The sequence below is a fragment of the Agrobacterium sp. 10T429 genome (assembly GCF_056393925.1).
This window is the reverse complement of the sequence record NZ_JBFTGV010000002.1, coordinates 363,282-379,938: the sequence shown is the minus strand read 5'-3', so window position 1 is coordinate 379,938 and position 16,657 is coordinate 363,282. Positions and strand designations below refer to the sequence as shown.

Annotated in this window: 17 protein-coding genes and 1 tRNA gene; 9 read left to right on the top strand and 9 right to left on the bottom strand. The window is 58.6% G+C overall.

From position 1 onward, the window contains the following. Positions 1–264 precede the first annotated feature (264 nt). The 3 genes from AC1DCP_RS06845 to AC1DCP_RS06835 are packed head-to-tail and all read left to right on the top strand — an operon-like array spanning position 265 to position 3,396. A complete protein-coding gene (locus AC1DCP_RS06845) occupies positions 265–2,568 on the top strand; it encodes an FdhF/YdeP family oxidoreductase (protein WP_476774196.1) in 2,304 nt (767 codons plus the stop codon). Between the two features lie 13 nt (positions 2,569–2,581). After that, positions 2,582–2,884, top strand: coding sequence for a hypothetical protein (locus AC1DCP_RS06840; protein WP_013636181.1), 303 nt, complete (start codon positions 2,582–2,584; stop codon positions 2,882–2,884). A 17-nt stretch (positions 2,885–2,901) separates the two neighbouring features. Then, positions 2,902–3,396: a peptide deformylase gene (locus AC1DCP_RS06835; protein ID WP_038491055.1), complete on the top strand. Its 495-nt coding sequence runs from the start codon at positions 2,902–2,904 to the stop codon at positions 3,394–3,396. A gap of 3 nt (positions 3,397–3,399) precedes the next feature. Here AC1DCP_RS06835 and AC1DCP_RS06830 read toward each other — a convergent pair whose 3' ends face one another. Continuing rightward, complete coding sequence (locus AC1DCP_RS06830; protein ID WP_003515329.1) at positions 3,400–3,828, bottom strand: OsmC family protein; 429 nt, start codon at positions 3,826–3,828, stop codon at positions 3,400–3,402. Positions 3,829–3,949: 121 nt separating this feature from the next. Between AC1DCP_RS06830 and AC1DCP_RS06825 the strand changes: the two genes are divergently transcribed. Next, the gene (locus AC1DCP_RS06825) at positions 3,950–4,117 is read left to right on the top strand and encodes a Thivi_2564 family membrane protein (protein ID WP_003502827.1); all 168 of its coding nucleotides are present in this window, start codon (positions 3,950–3,952) and stop codon (positions 4,115–4,117) included. 75 nt (positions 4,118–4,192) lie between these two features. Here AC1DCP_RS06825 and AC1DCP_RS06820 read toward each other — a convergent pair whose 3' ends face one another. Next, the gene (locus tag AC1DCP_RS06820; protein WP_003515332.1) at positions 4,193–4,618 is read right to left on the bottom strand and encodes a PAS domain-containing protein; all 426 of its coding nucleotides are present in this window, start codon (positions 4,616–4,618) and stop codon (positions 4,193–4,195) included. Between the two features lie 559 nt (positions 4,619–5,177). After that, a tRNA-Leu gene (locus AC1DCP_RS06815) sits at positions 5,178–5,262 on the bottom strand. A 189-nt stretch (positions 5,263–5,451) separates the two neighbouring features. Between AC1DCP_RS06815 and lipB the strand changes: the two genes are divergently transcribed. The 3 genes from lipB to AC1DCP_RS06800 all read left to right on the top strand — a co-directional run bounded on the left by lipB (position 5,452) and on the right by AC1DCP_RS06800 (position 8,331). Further along, entirely contained in the window at positions 5,452–6,183 is a 732-nt protein-coding gene (lipB, locus tag AC1DCP_RS06810; RefSeq protein ID WP_003515336.1) for a lipoyl(octanoyl) transferase LipB, read from the top strand. Positions 6,184–6,252: 69 nt separating this feature from the next. Then, a complete protein-coding gene (locus tag AC1DCP_RS06805; RefSeq protein ID WP_003515339.1) occupies positions 6,253–7,320 on the top strand; it encodes an NAD(P)-dependent alcohol dehydrogenase in 1,068 nt (355 codons plus the stop codon). Positions 7,321–7,395: 75 nt separating this feature from the next. After that, positions 7,396–8,331, top strand: coding sequence for a DMT family transporter (locus AC1DCP_RS06800; protein ID WP_162696060.1), 936 nt, complete (start codon positions 7,396–7,398; stop codon positions 8,329–8,331). A gap of 14 nt (positions 8,332–8,345) precedes the next feature. Here AC1DCP_RS06800 and AC1DCP_RS06795 read toward each other — a convergent pair whose 3' ends face one another. The 5 genes from AC1DCP_RS06795 to yajC form a co-directional block, all read right to left on the bottom strand. Then, positions 8,346–8,804 carry a hypothetical protein gene (locus AC1DCP_RS06795; protein ID WP_003515343.1) on the bottom strand — a complete coding sequence of 153 codons (459 nt, stop codon included), beginning with the start codon at positions 8,802–8,804 and terminating at the stop codon, positions 8,346–8,348. Between the two features lie 160 nt (positions 8,805–8,964). Continuing rightward, positions 8,965–9,810, bottom strand: coding sequence for a phytoene/squalene synthase family protein (locus AC1DCP_RS06790; protein WP_112152865.1), 846 nt, complete (start codon positions 9,808–9,810; stop codon positions 8,965–8,967). A gap of 23 nt (positions 9,811–9,833) precedes the next feature. Then, positions 9,834–10,226: an Mth938-like domain-containing protein gene (locus AC1DCP_RS06785; RefSeq protein WP_003515346.1), complete on the bottom strand. Its 393-nt coding sequence runs from the start codon at positions 10,224–10,226 to the stop codon at positions 9,834–9,836. Further along, positions 10,226–12,790 carry a protein translocase subunit SecDF gene (gene secDF / locus AC1DCP_RS06780; RefSeq protein WP_003515348.1) on the bottom strand — a complete coding sequence of 855 codons (2,565 nt, stop codon included), beginning with the start codon at positions 12,788–12,790 and terminating at the stop codon, positions 10,226–10,228. The genes AC1DCP_RS06785 and secDF overlap by 1 nt, the downstream gene beginning before the upstream one ends. 79 nt (positions 12,791–12,869) lie before the next feature. Then, complete coding sequence (yajC, locus tag AC1DCP_RS06775) at positions 12,870–13,217, bottom strand: preprotein translocase subunit YajC (RefSeq protein ID WP_003515350.1); 348 nt, start codon at positions 13,215–13,217, stop codon at positions 12,870–12,872. 207 nt (positions 13,218–13,424) lie between these two features. Here yajC and AC1DCP_RS06770 point away from each other — a divergent pair, with 207 nt between their 5' ends. Both AC1DCP_RS06770 and fdhA read left to right on the top strand, forming a co-directional pair. Then, positions 13,425–14,297, top strand: a complete 873-nt coding sequence (locus tag AC1DCP_RS06770) for an ATP-binding protein (protein WP_476774195.1) — start codon at positions 13,425–13,427, stop codon at positions 14,295–14,297. 304 nt (positions 14,298–14,601) lie between these two features. Next, positions 14,602–15,792 carry a formaldehyde dehydrogenase, glutathione-independent gene (gene fdhA, locus AC1DCP_RS06765; protein WP_025593503.1) on the top strand — a complete coding sequence of 397 codons (1,191 nt, stop codon included), beginning with the start codon at positions 14,602–14,604 and terminating at the stop codon, positions 15,790–15,792. A gap of 93 nt (positions 15,793–15,885) precedes the next feature. On the opposite strand, the gene AC1DCP_RS06760 is transcribed toward fdhA, so the two are convergent. After that, positions 15,886–16,551, bottom strand: coding sequence for a TetR/AcrR family transcriptional regulator (locus AC1DCP_RS06760; RefSeq protein ID WP_476774194.1), 666 nt, complete (start codon positions 16,549–16,551; stop codon positions 15,886–15,888). Positions 16,552–16,657 lie beyond the last annotated feature (106 nt).

The following is a 16,657-nucleotide window of genomic DNA, read 5'->3' as shown; positions in this document are numbered from 1 at the left end:
ACTGCGACGAAAATGTCATGGACCGCCCTTTCGCAAGACCATGATCGAAGAGCGCGGCACTCCATGATGATGCAGCGGCAGGCAGTGCACCTCAATCCGCACAACGTCCGGAAAGCCCTTGCCGTTCCGTCGGAACCGGTAGGATAGAGATTGACATATGTCGTCCATAGACGATTCTGAAAGAGCTTTTTTTATATATGATCGGCCGTTGCCAAACGGTAAGTATCCCTGGGCGGCCAGGAAAATTTCAGGAAAATCACGACAATGAGCAAGACAGATTTCATCGGCAAGGCTTCCGCCGCCGCAGGTGGCTGGGGCGCGCTTAAAAGCGTCGGCAAACGGCTGATGGAATCCGGCGCGCCGATTTCCGGCGCACGCACGCTGCTGAAGGCAAACCAGCCGGATGGATTCGATTGCCCGGGCTGCGCATGGGGCGATCCGGAGCATGGCTCTTCCTTCGAATTCTGCGAAAACGGCGTCAAGGCGGTCGCTTGGGAAGCGACGGAAGCCCGGGTGCCGCCGGATTTTTTCTCCACCCGCACCGTCTCCGAACTGCGCGGCTGGTCTGACTACGATCTGGAAAAACAGGGCCGCCTCACCCACCCGATGCGTTACGACCGGGCGAGCGACAAATATCTGCCGGTCTCCTGGGACGACGCCTTTGCCGAAATCGGCGGCGTTCTCAACAGCCTCGACAGCCCGGACCGGGCGGAATTCTATACATCCGGCCGCGCCTCCAACGAGGCAGCCTTCATCTATCAATTGATGGTTCGGCTTTACGGCACGAACAATTTTCCCGACTGCTCCAACATGTGCCATGAGGCAAGCGGTGTCGGCCTGAAAGCCTCGATCGGCGTCGGCAAGGGCACGGTGCTCCTGGAAGACTTCGAGCAGGCAGACGCGATCTTCGTGATCGGCCAAAATCCCGGCACGAACCACCCGCGCATGCTGGGCGACCTGCGCCGGGCAGCGCTTCGCGGCGCGAAAATCGTCGTCCTCAATCCGATCAAAGAAAAGGGGCTGGAGCGCTTCGCCGATCCGCAGGACAAGATCGAGATGATCACCGGCGGCAACATCAAGATCGCCACCAATTATTACCAGCCCCGGCAAGGCGGCGACATGGCGGTGGTGCGCGGCATGAGCAAGGCGATCTTCGCAGCCGACGACGCCGCAAGGACTGCCGGAGAATCTGCCATCATCGATTACGACTTCATCGCCGAACATGCGGTCGAGTTCGAGGCTTATCGTGATGCCGTCGAGGCAACCAGCTGGGAAAGCATTCTCGACCAGTCCGGCCTCACCCGCGCAGAAATCGAAGAAGCCGCCTGCATCTACATGAATGCCGGCTCCGTCATCGCCACCTGGGCCATGGGCGTCACCCAGCATCGCCACTCTGTCATCATGGTTCGCGAAATCACCAACTTCATGTTGCTGCGCGGCAATATCGGCCGCCCCGGTGCCGGTCTTTGCCCGGTACGCGGCCATTCCAACGTTCAGGGTGATCGCACGGTCGGTATCGATGAAAAAGCGCCGCCGGCGCTGCTAGACGCACTGGAAAAAGAACTCGGCGTCGCCATGCCGCGCAAACCCGGCCACAACACCGTCGAAGCAGTAGCCGCCATGCTGGCTGGCGAGGCGCAAACCTTCATCGCGCTCGGCGGCAACTTCATGCGGGCAACGCCCGACAGTCCGCTGATCGTCAAGGCTTTTGAAAATCAGAAACTGACGGTCAATATCGCCACCAAGCTCAACCATTCGCATCTGGTGCCGGGCGAAATCTCCTTCGTGCTGCCCTGCCTTGGCCGAACGGAAATCGACCGTAATTCTGCGGGCAAGCCGCAGATCGTCACGGTCGAGGATTCCATGAGCATGGTGCATGGTTCCGGCGGCATCAATCCGCCTGCCTCGGAGGAACTACGCTCCGAAGTCGCCATCGTTGCCGGCATTGCGCAAGCGACCCTTGGCAATGCGCAGGTCGACTGGAAAGCGCTTGCCGAGGATTACGATCTCATCCGAGACATGATCGAGCGGGTCATCCCCGGTTTCGACAATTTCAACGAACGCGTCCGCGTGCCGCGCGGTTTTCGCCTGCGCAACACGGCCTCCGAACGGGAATGGAACACGCCGGCAAAAAAGGCCGTCTTTTATAGCGGCCCGCTTCCCGAACAGACTGAGCATCAGCAGGCGCTCACGGGCGACAATCTTTTCGTGCTGCAGACATTCCGCAGCCACGACCAATACAACACCACGATTTACGGCATGGACGACCGTTATCGCGGCGTTTATGGCGAACGCCAGGTCATCTTCATGAATCCTGCGGATATGGAGGCGCTGGGCGCCCACTCCCGCCAGCGGGTCGATGTCATCGGCGAATATGGCGATGGCGTGGAGCGGATCGCCCAAAATTTCCGGTTGGTCCCCTACAATATTCCGCGCGGCAGTGTCGGCGGATATTATCCCGAACTGAACGTGCTGGTGCCGCTGTCAAGCTATGGCGAAGGCAGCTTCACGCCAACGTCGAAATCGGTACTCGTCTCCTTCCGCCTGCTTGCCGGTTCCGCCTCTTGAACAGGATGGCTTGATGGGTGAGGAACAATCTGCAGCGGCTTTCATGGCAGCGGTGGAGCAGATCGTGCAAGGATCGTCGCAGGCGCTTTCGGCCACGTGCGCGGCGATCCTTCTTGCCATCAATATGGATATCGCCACCGACAGCCGCAGCATCGCCAATCGGCTGGGACTTGCGCATGCCCTCGTCCTGCGCGAAATCTCCGCCCTGTCACCGCGCTTTGTGCGGGTGACGAAACGCGACGCCCGCACCCAGCGCAGTTGGCTGGAGGTCACAGCGGAGGGACAGGCGCTCGCCGCGCTATCCTCTCAAACCTGAAACGAACGGAGCATTCCTTGGCAATCAGGCCGATCCTGCCCTACCCCCATGCCGGTCTTTCAGAGATTTGCGCGCCGGTCACTGTTTTTGACGACCACCTGCAAAATCTGGTCACGGACCTGATCGACACCATGCGCGCCGCCCCCGGCGTCGGCATCACCGCGGCTCACATCGGTGTGAAACAGCGCGTCTTCGTGCTTGAGCTGACGCCGAGAACCGTGCTGACATACATCAATCCCGAAATCGTCAGTCACTCCGCGCAGACCATGCGGCATGTAGAAGGCAGCGTCTCAATGCCGGGCTTCACCGAAGAGGTGGAACGTCCGTCTGAGGTCGAGGTGAGGTTTCAGGACGTAGCGGGCGTGGAACATCGAGAAAGCGCCAAGGGATTTCACGCCATCTGCATCCAGCACGAGATCGACCAGCTGGATGGTGTGTTCTGGCTGAAACGCCTGTCGAAGCTGAAACGCGACCGGCTGGTGAAGAAATGGGAAAAATCCCGAAAGCCGTGACGATCAGCTAGCGATCGAAAGTGCAAAGTCCGCGTCGCCCTTCAAAGTGTTGCTGACGGTGCAGATATCTTCGGCCGCATGGGCAATTGCGGCGCGCGTCGCCTCATCGAAACTCCCGGCAATCTCCATCCTGATATCGAAACGAATGATGCGATAGGGCTCCTGCGCGGATTTCTCACCGGAAACGTCAACGAGCACGCTCTCGAAGCCGTCCAGCAACCCCATGCGGCTCGCCGCAATCCGGGCGCTGAGCGCCAGGCATGCCGCAAGCGACGAATAAAGGAGGTCGATCGGATTGAAGCCCGGTTCAGAGACACCCGTCACAATTTCCAGGGCGCCGCCGGTCACTGTCGATATCAGTGGGCGCCCAAGCCGCCCGACCTTGGCGGTGGCGCCAACCGGCCTCAACTTCACCTTTCCACCATCTATCATTCAAATATTCCTAATTTAATCGCGTGCAACCAATCGCATGGAACCAAAACCTGTCTGGCGCTTTTTACTCACACAACGGTGAACGACCGTTGAACCTTTATTATACAGGGAGCTGGGACCTATGGTTACATCTACGCTCGTCAGCATTCTGATCACCTTCCTGGTGATCGTGCTCGTCTTGTGGCTCATCGCACGACTGCCCGTCGGCGGCGGCGCGAAACAGATCGCGCAAGTCATCGTCATCATCATCGGCATTATTTCGCTGCTGAAATATCTCGCCGTCTTCTGATATCACGGTAGCGTGCGAACAGAAAAAGGCGGCGAAAGCCGCCTCTTTTTTCGCCATTTTCATGACACTCGATAGCTATTGGCGTGGCTCGAACTGGTAGGTTTTTTTGAGAGTGATATCGCGAACGCTGCCGAGACCAAGAAACGGCGTATTTTCAGCATCGAAAATCGCCCTGCCCTTCGCCACGATCCAGCGGATGGAACCATCAGGCAGATGCACCTTGTAGCGCTGGTCGAAAAACACGCCGGTAGTGATGCTTTCGAAAATTGCCCGCGCCACCTGATCGCGCATTTCCACATCTATTCTTTCGAGAATATCCTCAATCGACACACCTCGCGATGCCACCGCTTCGGAAAAGCCATGACACTCCGCGGTGACGGTGTCCATGATCAACCTGTTGTCGGAAATGCTCCACATATAATAGCCGAGCGCATTGTCTGAATCCGCTTTGTCCCCCTGCACGAAAACCTCCAGACCTTTTTTTCTGACAAACGCTAACATCAGACCTCTAATATTCCACCCCTTGTTTTGAGGGGGTATTTAACCGGCTACTACAACGTGTATCGATATCCACCGAAATTTAATGGCGCCTGATCCGGATGCCGGTTTCGAAAGCACGATAATTTCCAAAAAAAGCGTCGCAAAGCCAACCGCTTGCACCTACATGACTGCAAGATGAAATTGCGAAGGATGCTCATATGCTGCGAACCGCTCTTACTTTTGGGTTGCTGTCGGCAACTGTCTTTCTAGCTGGCTGCCAGACGTGGCAAAGCCCTTATCGCGGAAACGAATGGCGGATGGACCAGGTCATGGATGGCGACCCCTACCGGGTCGGTGACGGCAATCGCGCGGGGAGACGCTAAGCCGCAAACATCTCATCCGAATGGCGGCAAGATCGATAATCTGACGCCCTGAAATTTTACAGCCCGGGCTGCCGAGACGAAACAAGTCGAAGTCGCCCGAGGCGTATCTAATCGACGTAACTGCTTCTTCTTTTTTGGGGAGGATCAAAGCCAAACAATTGGCAGAAAAAGAAAAAACCCGCCGAAGCGGGTTTCTTTGGTGCGGTCGAGAAGACTCGAACTTCCACGGGTTGCCCCACAGCGACCTCAACGCTGCGCGTCTACCAATTCCGCCACGACCGCATCGTGGTAGGCGTCGACTTGCGCCGACGGGGGTGCATGTAGCAAAAGGATTTTGGGTGCACAAGAGCGTCGTGACAGTTTTTTGAAATTAAAAATCGGCCCGGCCCACCCTATATGCAGGAAGCCCGGAAATGCTGGGGTTGCAGCCTTCTCATCATTTTGCGAGAAGGCTGTGGAAAGGACTTTTTCATGCTCACACGCACGGATATCGAGACAAATATGCTGCCCGTTCCCGGCTCGCCGCCTGTTCGCTGGCGAATCTCGGAAGGTCTCGTGCCTTACGAACTGGCTATAGAAGAGATGGAACGCGAAGTTGCCGCCATAGCCAATGGCGAGGCCGACGAACTCGTGTGGCTTCTGGAGCACCCGCCACTCTACACGGCAGGCACCAGCGCCGATGTTGCCGACCTCATCGAGCCGGAGCGTTTTCCGGTCTTCGCCACCGGTCGCGGCGGCGAATATACCTATCACGGGCCGGGACAGCGCGTCGTTTACGTCATGCTCGACCTGAAACGCCGGCGCCAGGATGTCCGCGCCTATGTTGCCGCGCTGGAGAATGTCATCATCCGCACGCTCGACAAGATGAATGTCCGTGGCGAACGGCGCGAAGACCGGGTTGGCGTCTGGGTCAGGCGTCCGGAAAAACCCCTGCTTCCCGATGGTAGCATGGCCGAGGACAAGATCGCCGCGCTCGGCATCCGGTTGCGCAAATGGGTGAGCTTTCACGGGCTGTCGATCAATGTCGATCCCGACCTCGCGCATTTTTCCGGCATCGTTCCCTGCGGCATCAGCGCCTATGGCGTGACCAGCCTTGTCGATCTTGGATTGCCGGTTATGATCGGCGATGTCGATGTTCTGCTGCGAGAAGCCTTTGAGGAGGTCTTTGGCCCGGCAGTGCCCGAAGCCGGCTCCGGCGGCTGAAACCCGCCGCAACTTTTTTATCGCCTGCCAGTGCATGCAATATCGATCACCACAAGAGGAGGAACGACCATGTTCACAACGTCAGCCTATGCCTGCGATGACGGTTCTTCGCCGATGAAGCTCGCGACCATCAAGCGTCGCGATCCCGGCCCGCGCGATGTCGAAATCGAAATCGAGTTCTGTGGCGTCTGCCACTCCGATATCCATACGGCCCGCAGCGAATGGCCGGGTTCTCTCTACCCCTGCGTCCCTGGCCACGAAATCATCGGCCGCGTCGGTCGAGTGGGCGCGCAGGTCACGAAATTCAAGGCGGGTGACCGCGTCGGCGTCGGCTGTATCGTCGACAGCTGCCGTGAATGCGCAAGCTGCGCCGAAGGGCTGGAGCAATATTGCGAAAACGGCATGACCGGCACCTACAACTCGCCTGACAAGGCCATGGGCGGCGGCGCACATACGCTTGGTGGTTATTCCGCCCATGTGGTCGTCGATGATCGCTATGTGCTGCGGATCCCCGAAGGGCTCGATCCAGCAGCCGCAGCACCCCTGCTCTGCGCCGGCATAACCACCTATTCGCCGCTGCGGCACTGGAATGCAGGTCCCGGCAAGCGCATCGGCGTCGTCGGTCTCGGTGGCCTCGGCCATATGGCAGTCAAGATCGCCAATGCCATGGGCGCTACGGTCGTGATGATCACCACCTCCCCCGGCAAGGCAGAAGACGCGAAAAAGCTCGGTGCCCATGAGGTGATCGTTTCACGCGATGCCGACCAGATGAAGAAAGCGGCTTCCAGCCTCGATCTTATCATCGACGCGGTTGCCGCCGACCACGACATCAACGCCTATCTTGCGTTGCTGAAGCGGGATGGCGCACTGGTGCAGGTCGGAGCGCCTGAGAAGCCGCTATCGGTGCACGCATTCAGCCTCATCCCCGGCCGCAAGACCTTCGCCGGCTCGATGATTGGCGGCATTCCCGAAACCCAGGAAATGCTGGATTTCTGCGCCGAAAAAGGCATCGCCGCCGAAATCGAGATGATCAATATCGATCAGATCAATGAGGCTTATGAACGCATGATAAAAAGCGATGTGCGTTATCGCTTCGTCATTGATATGAAGAGCCTGCCACGCCAGAAGGCCGCCTGACCTCGTCGAGGGGGAGCGCCCTCTGGCGCTCCTGTTTCCTCGTCGGACCTTTTGGTTGAAAGCGCAGCCCTACCCATGACCAGCCAGACCGGTTTGAACGATGTCGCCAAGGGCATGATGATCATGGCGGGCTGCATGTTCGTGCTGCCCGTCATGGATGCCATCGCCAAATACATGGCGGTGACCGGCGGAATGTCACCGGCGCAGGTCACCTTCTACCGCTTCTTTTTCCAGCTTCTGTGCACCCTGCCCCTGCTGCTGCTGGTCTCACCCAAAGCGCTGTTCAGCGCCAGACGACCGTGGATGAACTGCCTGCGCGGCGTGCTGCATGCCAGTGCCAGCCTGATGTTCTTCGCCGCCGTCAAATACATGCCACTCGCCGATGTCTTTGCCATCTATTTCGTCGAGCCATTCATGCTGACGATGATGTCGGCCCTCTTCCTTGGCGACAGGGTCGGCTGGAAACGCTGGACAGCGATTGCGGTGGGTTTCGGCGGCGCTCTGATCGTCATTCAGCCGAGTTTTGAGATCTTCGGCTGGACATCGCTCCTGCCGGTCGCCTGCGCATTTCTCTACACGCTCTACCTGTTCCTTAACCGCGCTATCGGCGATGCCGACAGTCCGCTTGTCATGCAGACCATGTCCGGCATTGCCGGCACGGTGTTCATGGCGGCAGCCCTTCTGGTCGGCGACGCCTACGGTGACAAGGATTTCGCGATCTCGCTTCCGCAATCCGGCTTCACCCTCACCCTGCTCATCGTGTTAGGGTCGATATCCGGCTATATGCATCTCCTGATCGTCAGGGCCTTCAGGCTGGCGCCGCTGTCGCTTCTGGCACCATTCCAGTATTTCGAAATCATCTCGGCGACAGTTCTCGGTTATGCGCTGTTTTCGGATTTTCCGACGCCATCGAAATGGCTCGGCATCCTCATCATCGTTGCATCCGGCCTTTTCATCATCTGGCGCGAGCGTGTGCAGACGGAAGCGAATCCGCCGCTCGACGGACAATGACGCCAAGAACGCTTTCAGGCGCCCGAGGGCTGCGGTCCTTCGTCGTGATGGTCCTGCGCCTCCACAAGGCTACCGAGCAGCCACAGCGAAACCTCGGCGGCCTCTCCGGCGGATTTGAAGCGGTATGAGCCGCTATATTTCGGCGTATCGAAAAACGTAACGACGAAACCGTCACCGCTTTCCAGACTTTCGACCCTTATCCGCTCGGGATCAATCATCAGGCACACATAATGGGATCCCATATTGCGCATGAAGCCGGCCTTGTTGTCGTGCAGCCGCACGAAGGCTGCGCCGCCATCCACCGTCATATGCAGGCTTCTGATCGCCTCGGTGGGAAACGCGCGGGCAAAATCCATGATCGCCTGCCCCACATCGTGGTTATTGTCCTCATCCGTTGCCCGTGTCATGCGCCAGGCATAAACAGCGAAGACCGCAAGCAGCACGAAAACGATTATCCAGACCGCCATATTCATGCGGGAAGGCTCCCTCAGCACCGAAACATCGCGATTCGCGAATCGAAACGATGCGAACCCGGCTCAAGCTCTTAAACACCGAGGCTTGCGTGAAGTGTGGCTCTTCGGCCTCGACGCGAAAATTGCTCCGATCTGTCTGCGCGATGTGCAGTTCGAGCGATCAGAAACGCTTGAGGAAAGACGCCTTTGCCAGCAGCCATTGCCGGCGAAGCTGCGACAGTTGCACTTCGCCTTCAAACACGCCCGCTCCCGCCTTTCTGGCAGCGGCGATGACCGGGCCGGACAAGGCAACGGGAAGATAGGCCGCAAAGACATTCCGGGACATCTTGGCGCGTCTCGCCTTCTCGATGTGATCAAGCGCGTGCGTTGCAAAAATCTCGATGGCGATGCCGATGCGTTGTTTGTCGTCGCCTTCCAGAAACGTCTCGCGATCAAGCCCGGCAGCCGCGAGCATATCGGCGGGGATATAGACCTGCCCACGACGACGGTGCAGCGGCATCAGCATTAGAATGCCGGCCATGGCCTGCGCAACCCCCGCATGTCCCGCAGCTTCCGCACTTGCTGGAGTGTCTTCCGGCGAAAGCACAAGGCTAGCCAGCTGGATCAGTGCCGAGGCGGTCTCCCCCGCATAGCCTTCGAGCGCGTTACGATCCACGAACAGATCGTCATAAAGATCGAAGATGCGCGCCTCGATCATATTGGCAAGAACCGGTCGCGGCAGGCGATGTTGCTCGATCGCCAACAAAAGAGCGGCAGCAACGGGGTGAGACTGGCTGTCCCCATGCGCATTGCCATCAAGGAGATCGCGCCACCATTGCATACGAACTTCGCCAGGCAGCGCCTCGCGCACGGAATCGCGGATTCGGGCAATTTCGGCATTGAAGGCATAAAGCGCGGCAAGCGCTGCGCGCTTGTCGGCCGGAGACAGAAGGCACGCGAGATAGCGGTCGCGATCGGTGTCGCGCAGCGTCGCGAGGCAGACGTCTAGATTCTCTGTGGGTGCCATGTTTCCCCGCGCGAAACGTCCTGTCAGCCTTCGACGGCAATCAGCGCCGCAGCCACGGCGCGCGATTCCGAAAGCATGATATTATAGGTGCGCACGGCAGCACCCGTGCTCATCGGATCGACCGAAATGCCCGCTTGCCTGAAGGCTTCGCGCAATTCCTTCGGCAAGACCCGCATGCCATCACCCGTGCCGATCAAAAGCACCTCGATATCCTGCGCATCAGCCAGAACCTTGTCGAAATGCTCAAGCGTCAATTCTTTCACATCAACCGGGCTCCAGCCGTGAATGCCGGAAGGCAACAACAGGAGAGAGCCGCGGTGCGACATGTCGGCGAAACGGAAACCGCCATTGCCATAGGCATCGATGGGCGCCCGGCCGGGAAAATGGGCCGGGCGTATTTCAATCCCGCCGGCCATCAGACGGCAGGCTTGCCGCCGATGGCATTGCCGGACTTCTCATCCTTCTCGTCTTCCGCATCCTTGCTGTCGGGACGCAGCTTGAAGGCGATCAGCACCGGAGCCGCGATATAGACCGAGGAGAACACGCCGATACCGACGCCGAACAACATGGCGAAGGTGAAGGAACGAATGACCTCGCCACCGAACAGATACAGTGCCAGCAGTGCCAGAAGCACGGTCAGACCAGTAAGGATCGTGCGCGAAAGGGTCTGGTTCAGCGATACGTCGATGATCATCGAAAGTGGCATCTTCTTGTATCGCCGGAGGTTTTCACGGACACGGTCGTAGATGACCACCGTATCGTTCAGCGAATAACCGATGATCGTCAGGATTGCCGCGATACTGGTCAGGTTGAACTCTATACCAAGGAAGACGAACAGGCCGATGGTGAAGACCACGTCGTGCACCATCGAGATGACCGCACCCAGTGCAAATTGCCACTCGAAGCGAACCCAGATGTAGATCATGATCGCCGCCATGGCGAGCACAACGCCGATCGTGGAGGTCACGGTCAGGTCACCGGACACGGCCGGACCAACGACTTCCACGCGACGGAAATCATACTTGTCCTGCAACTCGCCGCGCACCAGGGTGATTGCCGACTGCTCGGCATTTTCGCCGCCGTCCTGCGCCTGAATGCGGATGAGAACGTCCTGCGGCGTGCCGAAATTCTGTGCCTGGATTTCACCGAGGTTCAGCTGGTTCAGACGCTCGCGAATATCTGCAAGATCGGCCTCACCCTGCTTGGCGCGCACTTCGATAACCGAGCCGCCCTGGAAATCGATGCCGAGGTTCAGGCCCTTGGCCACGAAGCCACCGACGCAGGCGAGCATGATCACACCGGTGATCATGAAAACCACACGGCGATAACGCATGAACGGAATGTCGCGACCGTCGAACATGGCGGTGCGTACACCCTTCGGCAGATGTTTCGGACGGCTGCGGCGAACCCAGTAGCCAAACATCCAGGCCGTCAGAGTATAGGCCGTGAAGACGGTGGTGATGATACCGACCGCAAGCGTCACGGCAAAGCCCTTGACCGGACCCGTGCCCATGTAGAACAGCACGCTTGCAACGATCAGCGTCGTCAGGTTGGCGTCGATAATGGTCGCAAAGGCGCGTGTGAAACCATTATCCAGTGACTGGATCAGCGGTTTTCCGCTCTTCACCTCTTCGCGTATTCGCTCGTAGATCAGAACGTTGGAGTCCACCGCCATACCGATCGTCAAGACGATACCGGCAATACCGGGCAAAGTGAGCGTAGATCCGATCACACTTAGGACGGCGATCAGCATGACCACGTTGACGATGAGGGCGATGTTCGCAAGCAGGCCGAAGAAGCCATAAAAGACGAACATGAAGATGAGGACGCCGACGGCGCCGATGGCGCTTGCCGTGAGGCCGGCGGTAATGGAGTCGTTACCAAGGCTCGGACCGACGGTGCGTTCCTCAACCACGGTCAGCGTGGCCGGAAGTGCGCCCGCACGCAACAGGACTGCAAGGTCGTTGGCGCCCTGAACCGAGAAACTGCCGGAAATCTGTCCCGAACCGCCGATGATCGGCTCACGGATGACAGGTGCGGAAATGACCTGATTGTCGAGCACGATGGCGAAAGGCTTGCCGACATTCTGCTGCGTCGCCTGCGCAAAGCGCTGCGCACCGCGGCTGTCGAAACGGAAGGTGACGACGGGTTCGTTGGTCTGCTGGTTGAAGCTTGCCTGAGCATCGACGAGATTGTCGCCGGAAACGAGCGCGCGGCGTTCCACCAGATAGGGAACCGGCGGATCGTCCTGCGAATAAAGAACCTCTGAGGTCGCAGGCGGACGGCCATTCATCGCTTCCTGCACCGGCATGGTGGTATCGACCATGCGGAAGGACAGCTTTGCCGTCTGGTTGAGAAGCGATTTCAGGCGCTGCGGATCCTGGAGGCCCGGCACCTGTACGATGATGCGGTCGGAACCCTGACGCTGGATGAGAGGTTCGGTGGTGCCGACTTCGTCAACACGGCGGCGCACGACTTCGATGGACTGCGACACGGCCGAGGACAGGCGATAATCCACGCCTTCATCGGTCAGGTTGAGCCGCAGCAGATTGTCGCCGCCGTCGTTCATCGTCACTTCTGTGATCGAACCGCCGACCAGCGTTCCGGCGGACACCGGCTGCGTCAGGTCGCGAAGCGCGGTTTTCGCCGCTTCATATTGAGCGGGATCGCTGATGCGAACCTGGATCTGCTGGCCGTTGCCGGTAAGCCCCGAATAGCGGATGTTGGCGTCGCGAAGCTGCGTGCGCACGTCACCCACGATCGTTTCAAGCCGTTCCTTGACGATGTCGGAACGCTCGATCTTGAGCATGATGTGCGAGCCGCCCTGAAGGTCGAGACCGAGCGTTACCTTGTTGTCCTTGTACCAGGCAGGCATGCCCTCCAGCTGTTTGTCCGAAAACAGGTTGGGAGATGCGATGAAGACGCTTGCCAGCACAAGCAACCAGATAAAGACTGTTTTCCAACGGGAAAAATGAAGCATTTCGATCTCGGTCAGGGTTGGGGTTGCGCGATGCGCAACCCGTCAAATTCGGAAGCGGACGTTCAATTATCCGGCAGGATCAGGAAGCGGCTTCCGTCTTGACCACTTCGCCCTTCACGCGCACTTCGGCAATGTAAGCACGAGCGGCACGGATTTTCACGCCTTCGGCGATTTCGACTTCGAGTTCATTGTCGTCGATGACCTTGGTCACCTTGCCAACGATGCCGCCACCAAGAACGACCTGATCGCCACGGCGAATATTGGTCAACGTTTCCTGACGCTTCTTCATCTGCGCGCGCTGCGGGCGAATGAGGAAAAAGTACCAGACCACCATAAGCGGTGCAAACAGGAAAAGCATCTCAAGGCCGGAACCGAATGCAGACGCGCCGCCCGCCGTGTCCTGGGCAAAAGCTTGACTAATGAACATATAAAACTCCTCAACGATTACAGCACGACGTCGTATGCCGCCCCAGCTTTCAAGCCGCCGGAATATAGTGGGGAACGCCGGGAATGCAACAGATGCAGAAGCCACGCCGTACCGATTCCGGACCTCTTAACCTTTATGGGCCTGAAACGCCATGCTAGGCCGGGTTGAAAACATCGTTATGAACATCGGATAAGCGGAAGAAACACCATGATTCGAGAAGAGACGGCCACCCTGCTTCTTGCCGAACTGCGCCGGCTTAACGTCGCCATGGAACGGCTGGCAGGCCCGGCACCTGCCGTGAACGACTGGAATGCGGCGGATTGCTTTGTCTGGACGCCGGTCAATTCCTTTCTGCAGCCGGTCTCGCGTCCGAACCGCATTGCGCTGAAACTCATTCGCGGCGTCGATCATGTGCGCGATATCCTGCACGAGAACACACTGCGTTTTGCCGATGGTTTTCCCGCCAACAACGTGCTGCTCTGGGGCGCACGCGGCATGGGCAAATCCTCGCTGGTCAAGGCCGTTCACGAAGATGTGCGCGCCGCAAGCGGCGTTCCCTTGAAGCTGGTCGAGGTGCATCGCGAAGATATCCACACCCTGCCCGCCTTGCTGGATATATTGAAAGCTTCCGGCGAACGCGTCATCGTCTTCTGCGACGACCTCTCCTTCGATCACGACGACACGGCCTACAAGTCGCTGAAGGCAGCCCTCGATGGCGGCGTAGAGGGGCGTCCGGACAATGTGCTGTTCTATGCCACGTCCAACCGCCGTCATCTTCTGCCGCGCCACATGATGGAGAACGAGCAATCGACCGCCATCAACCCTTCGGAAGCCGTTGAGGAAAAGGTCTCGTTGTCGGACCGCTTCGGCCTGTGGTTCGGCTTCCACAAATGCGGCCAGGAAGACTATCTGACAATGATTGACAGCTATGCCGAACATTTCGATCTCGGCCTTGATCGCGAAACCCTGCATCACGAGGCGCTGGAATGGGCGACCACGCGCGGCGGCCGCTCCGGTCGCGTCGCCTGGCAATATATTCAGGATGCCGCCGGGCGCCTGAGAAAATCGATCGACAGATAACGCCACCGTGACATCTGGCGAGAGCCGGTGTCGTTGCGGCTATAGGCGTTGTCGTATTCCCGACCGCCACATCGCCCGCCAAATGGTTTGCTGCACATATCCGGCGTAATGCCGGGTATCTGCGGCGGGCGGTGATCAAGAGGCAGGCGACGTTTGTCCAGACGCGCCGATTGTTCTTCTTTCCATCCCTTCGCCGATTGAGATTCCACGCGAGCCGCATACGGGTCCGCGCATGAGTTTTGACGATATCCTGTCCGCGGAGGAGCGGGCCGGTATTGGTGTTCAACCCAAGGAGGAGATGGATATGAGCAAAAACAGAGGCGTCGTCTATTTGCGCCCCGGCCAGGTCGAGGTCCGCGACATCGATGATCCGAAGCTGGAGGCGCCGGATGGCCGCCGTATCGAGCACGGTGTCATTCTCAAGGTTATTTCCACGAATATCTGCGGTTCGGACCAGCATATGGTGCGCGGCCGCACCTCGGCGATGCCCGGCCTCGTCCTTGGCCATGAGATCACCGGCGAAGTCATTGAAAAAGGCGTCGACGTCGAGATGCTTGATATCGGCGATATCGTCTCGGTGCCGTTCAACGTCGCCTGCGGTCGCTGCCGCTGCTGCAAGTCGCAGGATACCGGCGTGTGCCTGACGGTGAACCCCGCCCGTGCCGGTGGCGCCTACGGTTATGTTGATATGGGAGGCTGGATCGGCGGACAGGCCAGATACGTGACCATTCCCTATGCCGACTTCAACCTTCTGAAATTTCCCGACCGCGACAGGGCAATGTCCAAGATCCGCGACCTCACCATGCTCTCGGACATCCTGCCGACCGGCTTTCATGGCGCGGTCAAGGCCGGCGTCGGTGTCGGCTCCACGGTCTATGTCGCGGGCGCCGGTCCGGTCGGTCTGGCGGCTGCCGCGTCTGCCCGTATTCTCGGTGCCGCCGTCGTCATGATCGGTGATTTCAACAAGGATCGCCTTGCGCACGCCGCCAAGGTCGGCTTCGAGCCAGTCGATCTTTCCAAGGGTGACCGGCTGGGCGACATGATTGCCGAGATCGTCGGCACCAACGAGGTCGATAGCGCCATCGATGCCGTCGGTTTCGAAGCGCGTGGCCATTCGGGCGGCGAACAGCCGGCCATCGTTCTCAACCAGATGATGGAAATCACCCGTGCCGCCGGCTCGATCGGCATTCCCGGCCTTTACGTCACCGAAGATCCAGGTGCGGTCGATGCCGCAGCAAAACAGGGCAGCCTGTCGCTTCGCTTCGGTCTCGGTTGGGCCAAGGCACAATCTTTCCATACCGGCCAGACGCCGGTGCTGAAATACAATCGCCAGCTCATGCAGTCGATCCTGCACGACCGCCTGCCCATTGCCGACATCGTCAACGCCAAGATCATCGCACTCGACGACGCCGTACAGGGATATGAAAGCTTCGACCAGGGTGCCGCAACCAAGTTCGTGCTCGATCCGCACGGCGATCTGCTGAAGTCGGCCTGATAACGGCGGCTTAAGACCCGCGAGATGGGAAACGCCCGCGACAGATATTGTCGCGGGCGTTTTTGCCTGCAACATTGTCACCATCAGGTGAAATCATGGATCAACTTCAAGCATCGCCTCCAGCTCGGAGGTGGCCAATGGTGAGAGATAGGGTCGAAACAGGCTGGACACCTGCCGAAGTCCCCAGTCCAGTTGCTGCGGCCCGAATTCGGTGACCCCTTCCTGAAGGTTGAGATAAGCCGCCCAATAGGTCGAGACGATCCATAGATTGGTAAGAAGGGCCGCCCGCTCGGTTTCTGGAATCTCTGCAAGCCCTGCCCTCTCCATCCGGCTGACGATATCATCAACGGCAAGTCGCATTGCCGCGCTTATTCCGCGAACCGGCTCCACCAGCGCAGGCGCGGAGGAAAGAAGGCCGACAAAATCACGAAACAGGAAGCGGTACTTCCACACCAGCGAAAACCAGAGCCGCAGAAAGCCAGCATATGTCGATGCGGCAACTTCGTCCTCTTCGTCAATCTTTGCGAAAACCGCCAGCGCGTCGGTCTCGAACAGGGCAAACTGCGCCAGCACCAATGCCTCCTTGGTGCGGAAATGATAATAAAGATTACCCTCGTTGATATTCACTGCCCTTGCGATCTCGGCTGTGGTTACGTGATCAGGCCCCCTCTCGTTAAATAGTTGGAGTGCGGCAGCGATTATTCTCTGTCGTGTGGGGGAAGGACGCCCCGTCGATCGTCCGGCCTCGCTTTTCTTCATTGATATCGGACCCCGCTATTGAAACCTAAGGTGCACACCTTAAATGAATAAAATAAGGTACACACCTTAACAAATAAATTTGAGTGTTCAACGCGAATAAAGGACC

Bases quoted from the DNA above. Each gene is read 5' to 3' on its own strand.
- AC1DCP_RS06845 (WP_476774196.1), top strand. From the start codon at position 265: ATGAGCAAGACAGATTTCATCGGCAAGGCTTCCGCCGCCGCAGGTGGC.
- AC1DCP_RS06840 (WP_013636181.1), top strand. From the start codon at position 2,582: ATGGGTGAGGAACAATCTGCAGCGGCTTTCATGGCAGCGGTGGAGCAG.
- AC1DCP_RS06830 (WP_003515329.1), bottom strand. From the start codon at position 3,828: ATGATAGATGGTGGAAAGGTGAAGTTGAGGCCGGTTGGCGCCACCGCC.
- AC1DCP_RS06825 (WP_003502827.1), top strand. From the start codon at position 3,950: ATGGTTACATCTACGCTCGTCAGCATTCTGATCACCTTCCTGGTGATC.
- AC1DCP_RS06820 (WP_003515332.1), bottom strand. From the start codon at position 4,618: ATGTTAGCGTTTGTCAGAAAAAAAGGTCTGGAGGTTTTCGTGCAGGGG.
- lipB (WP_003515336.1), top strand. From the start codon at position 5,452: ATGCTCACACGCACGGATATCGAGACAAATATGCTGCCCGTTCCCGGC.
- AC1DCP_RS06805 (WP_003515339.1), top strand. From the start codon at position 6,253: ATGTTCACAACGTCAGCCTATGCCTGCGATGACGGTTCTTCGCCGATG.
- AC1DCP_RS06800 (WP_162696060.1), top strand. From the start codon at position 7,396: ATGACCAGCCAGACCGGTTTGAACGATGTCGCCAAGGGCATGATGATC.
- AC1DCP_RS06795 (WP_003515343.1), bottom strand. From the start codon at position 8,804: ATGAATATGGCGGTCTGGATAATCGTTTTCGTGCTGCTTGCGGTCTTC.
- AC1DCP_RS06790 (WP_112152865.1), bottom strand. From the start codon at position 9,810: ATGGCACCCACAGAGAATCTAGACGTCTGCCTCGCGACGCTGCGCGAC.
- AC1DCP_RS06785 (WP_003515346.1), bottom strand. From the start codon at position 10,226: ATGGCCGGCGGGATTGAAATACGCCCGGCCCATTTTCCCGGCCGGGCG.
- secDF (WP_003515348.1), bottom strand. From the start codon at position 12,790: ATGCTTCATTTTTCCCGTTGGAAAACAGTCTTTATCTGGTTGCTTGTG.
- yajC (WP_003515350.1), bottom strand. From the start codon at position 13,217: ATGTTCATTAGTCAAGCTTTTGCCCAGGACACGGCGGGCGGCGCGTCT.
- AC1DCP_RS06770 (WP_476774195.1), top strand. From the start codon at position 13,425: ATGATTCGAGAAGAGACGGCCACCCTGCTTCTTGCCGAACTGCGCCGG.
- fdhA (WP_025593503.1), top strand. From the start codon at position 14,602: ATGAGCAAAAACAGAGGCGTCGTCTATTTGCGCCCCGGCCAGGTCGAG.
- AC1DCP_RS06760 (WP_476774194.1), bottom strand. From the start codon at position 16,551: ATGAAGAAAAGCGAGGCCGGACGATCGACGGGGCGTCCTTCCCCCACA.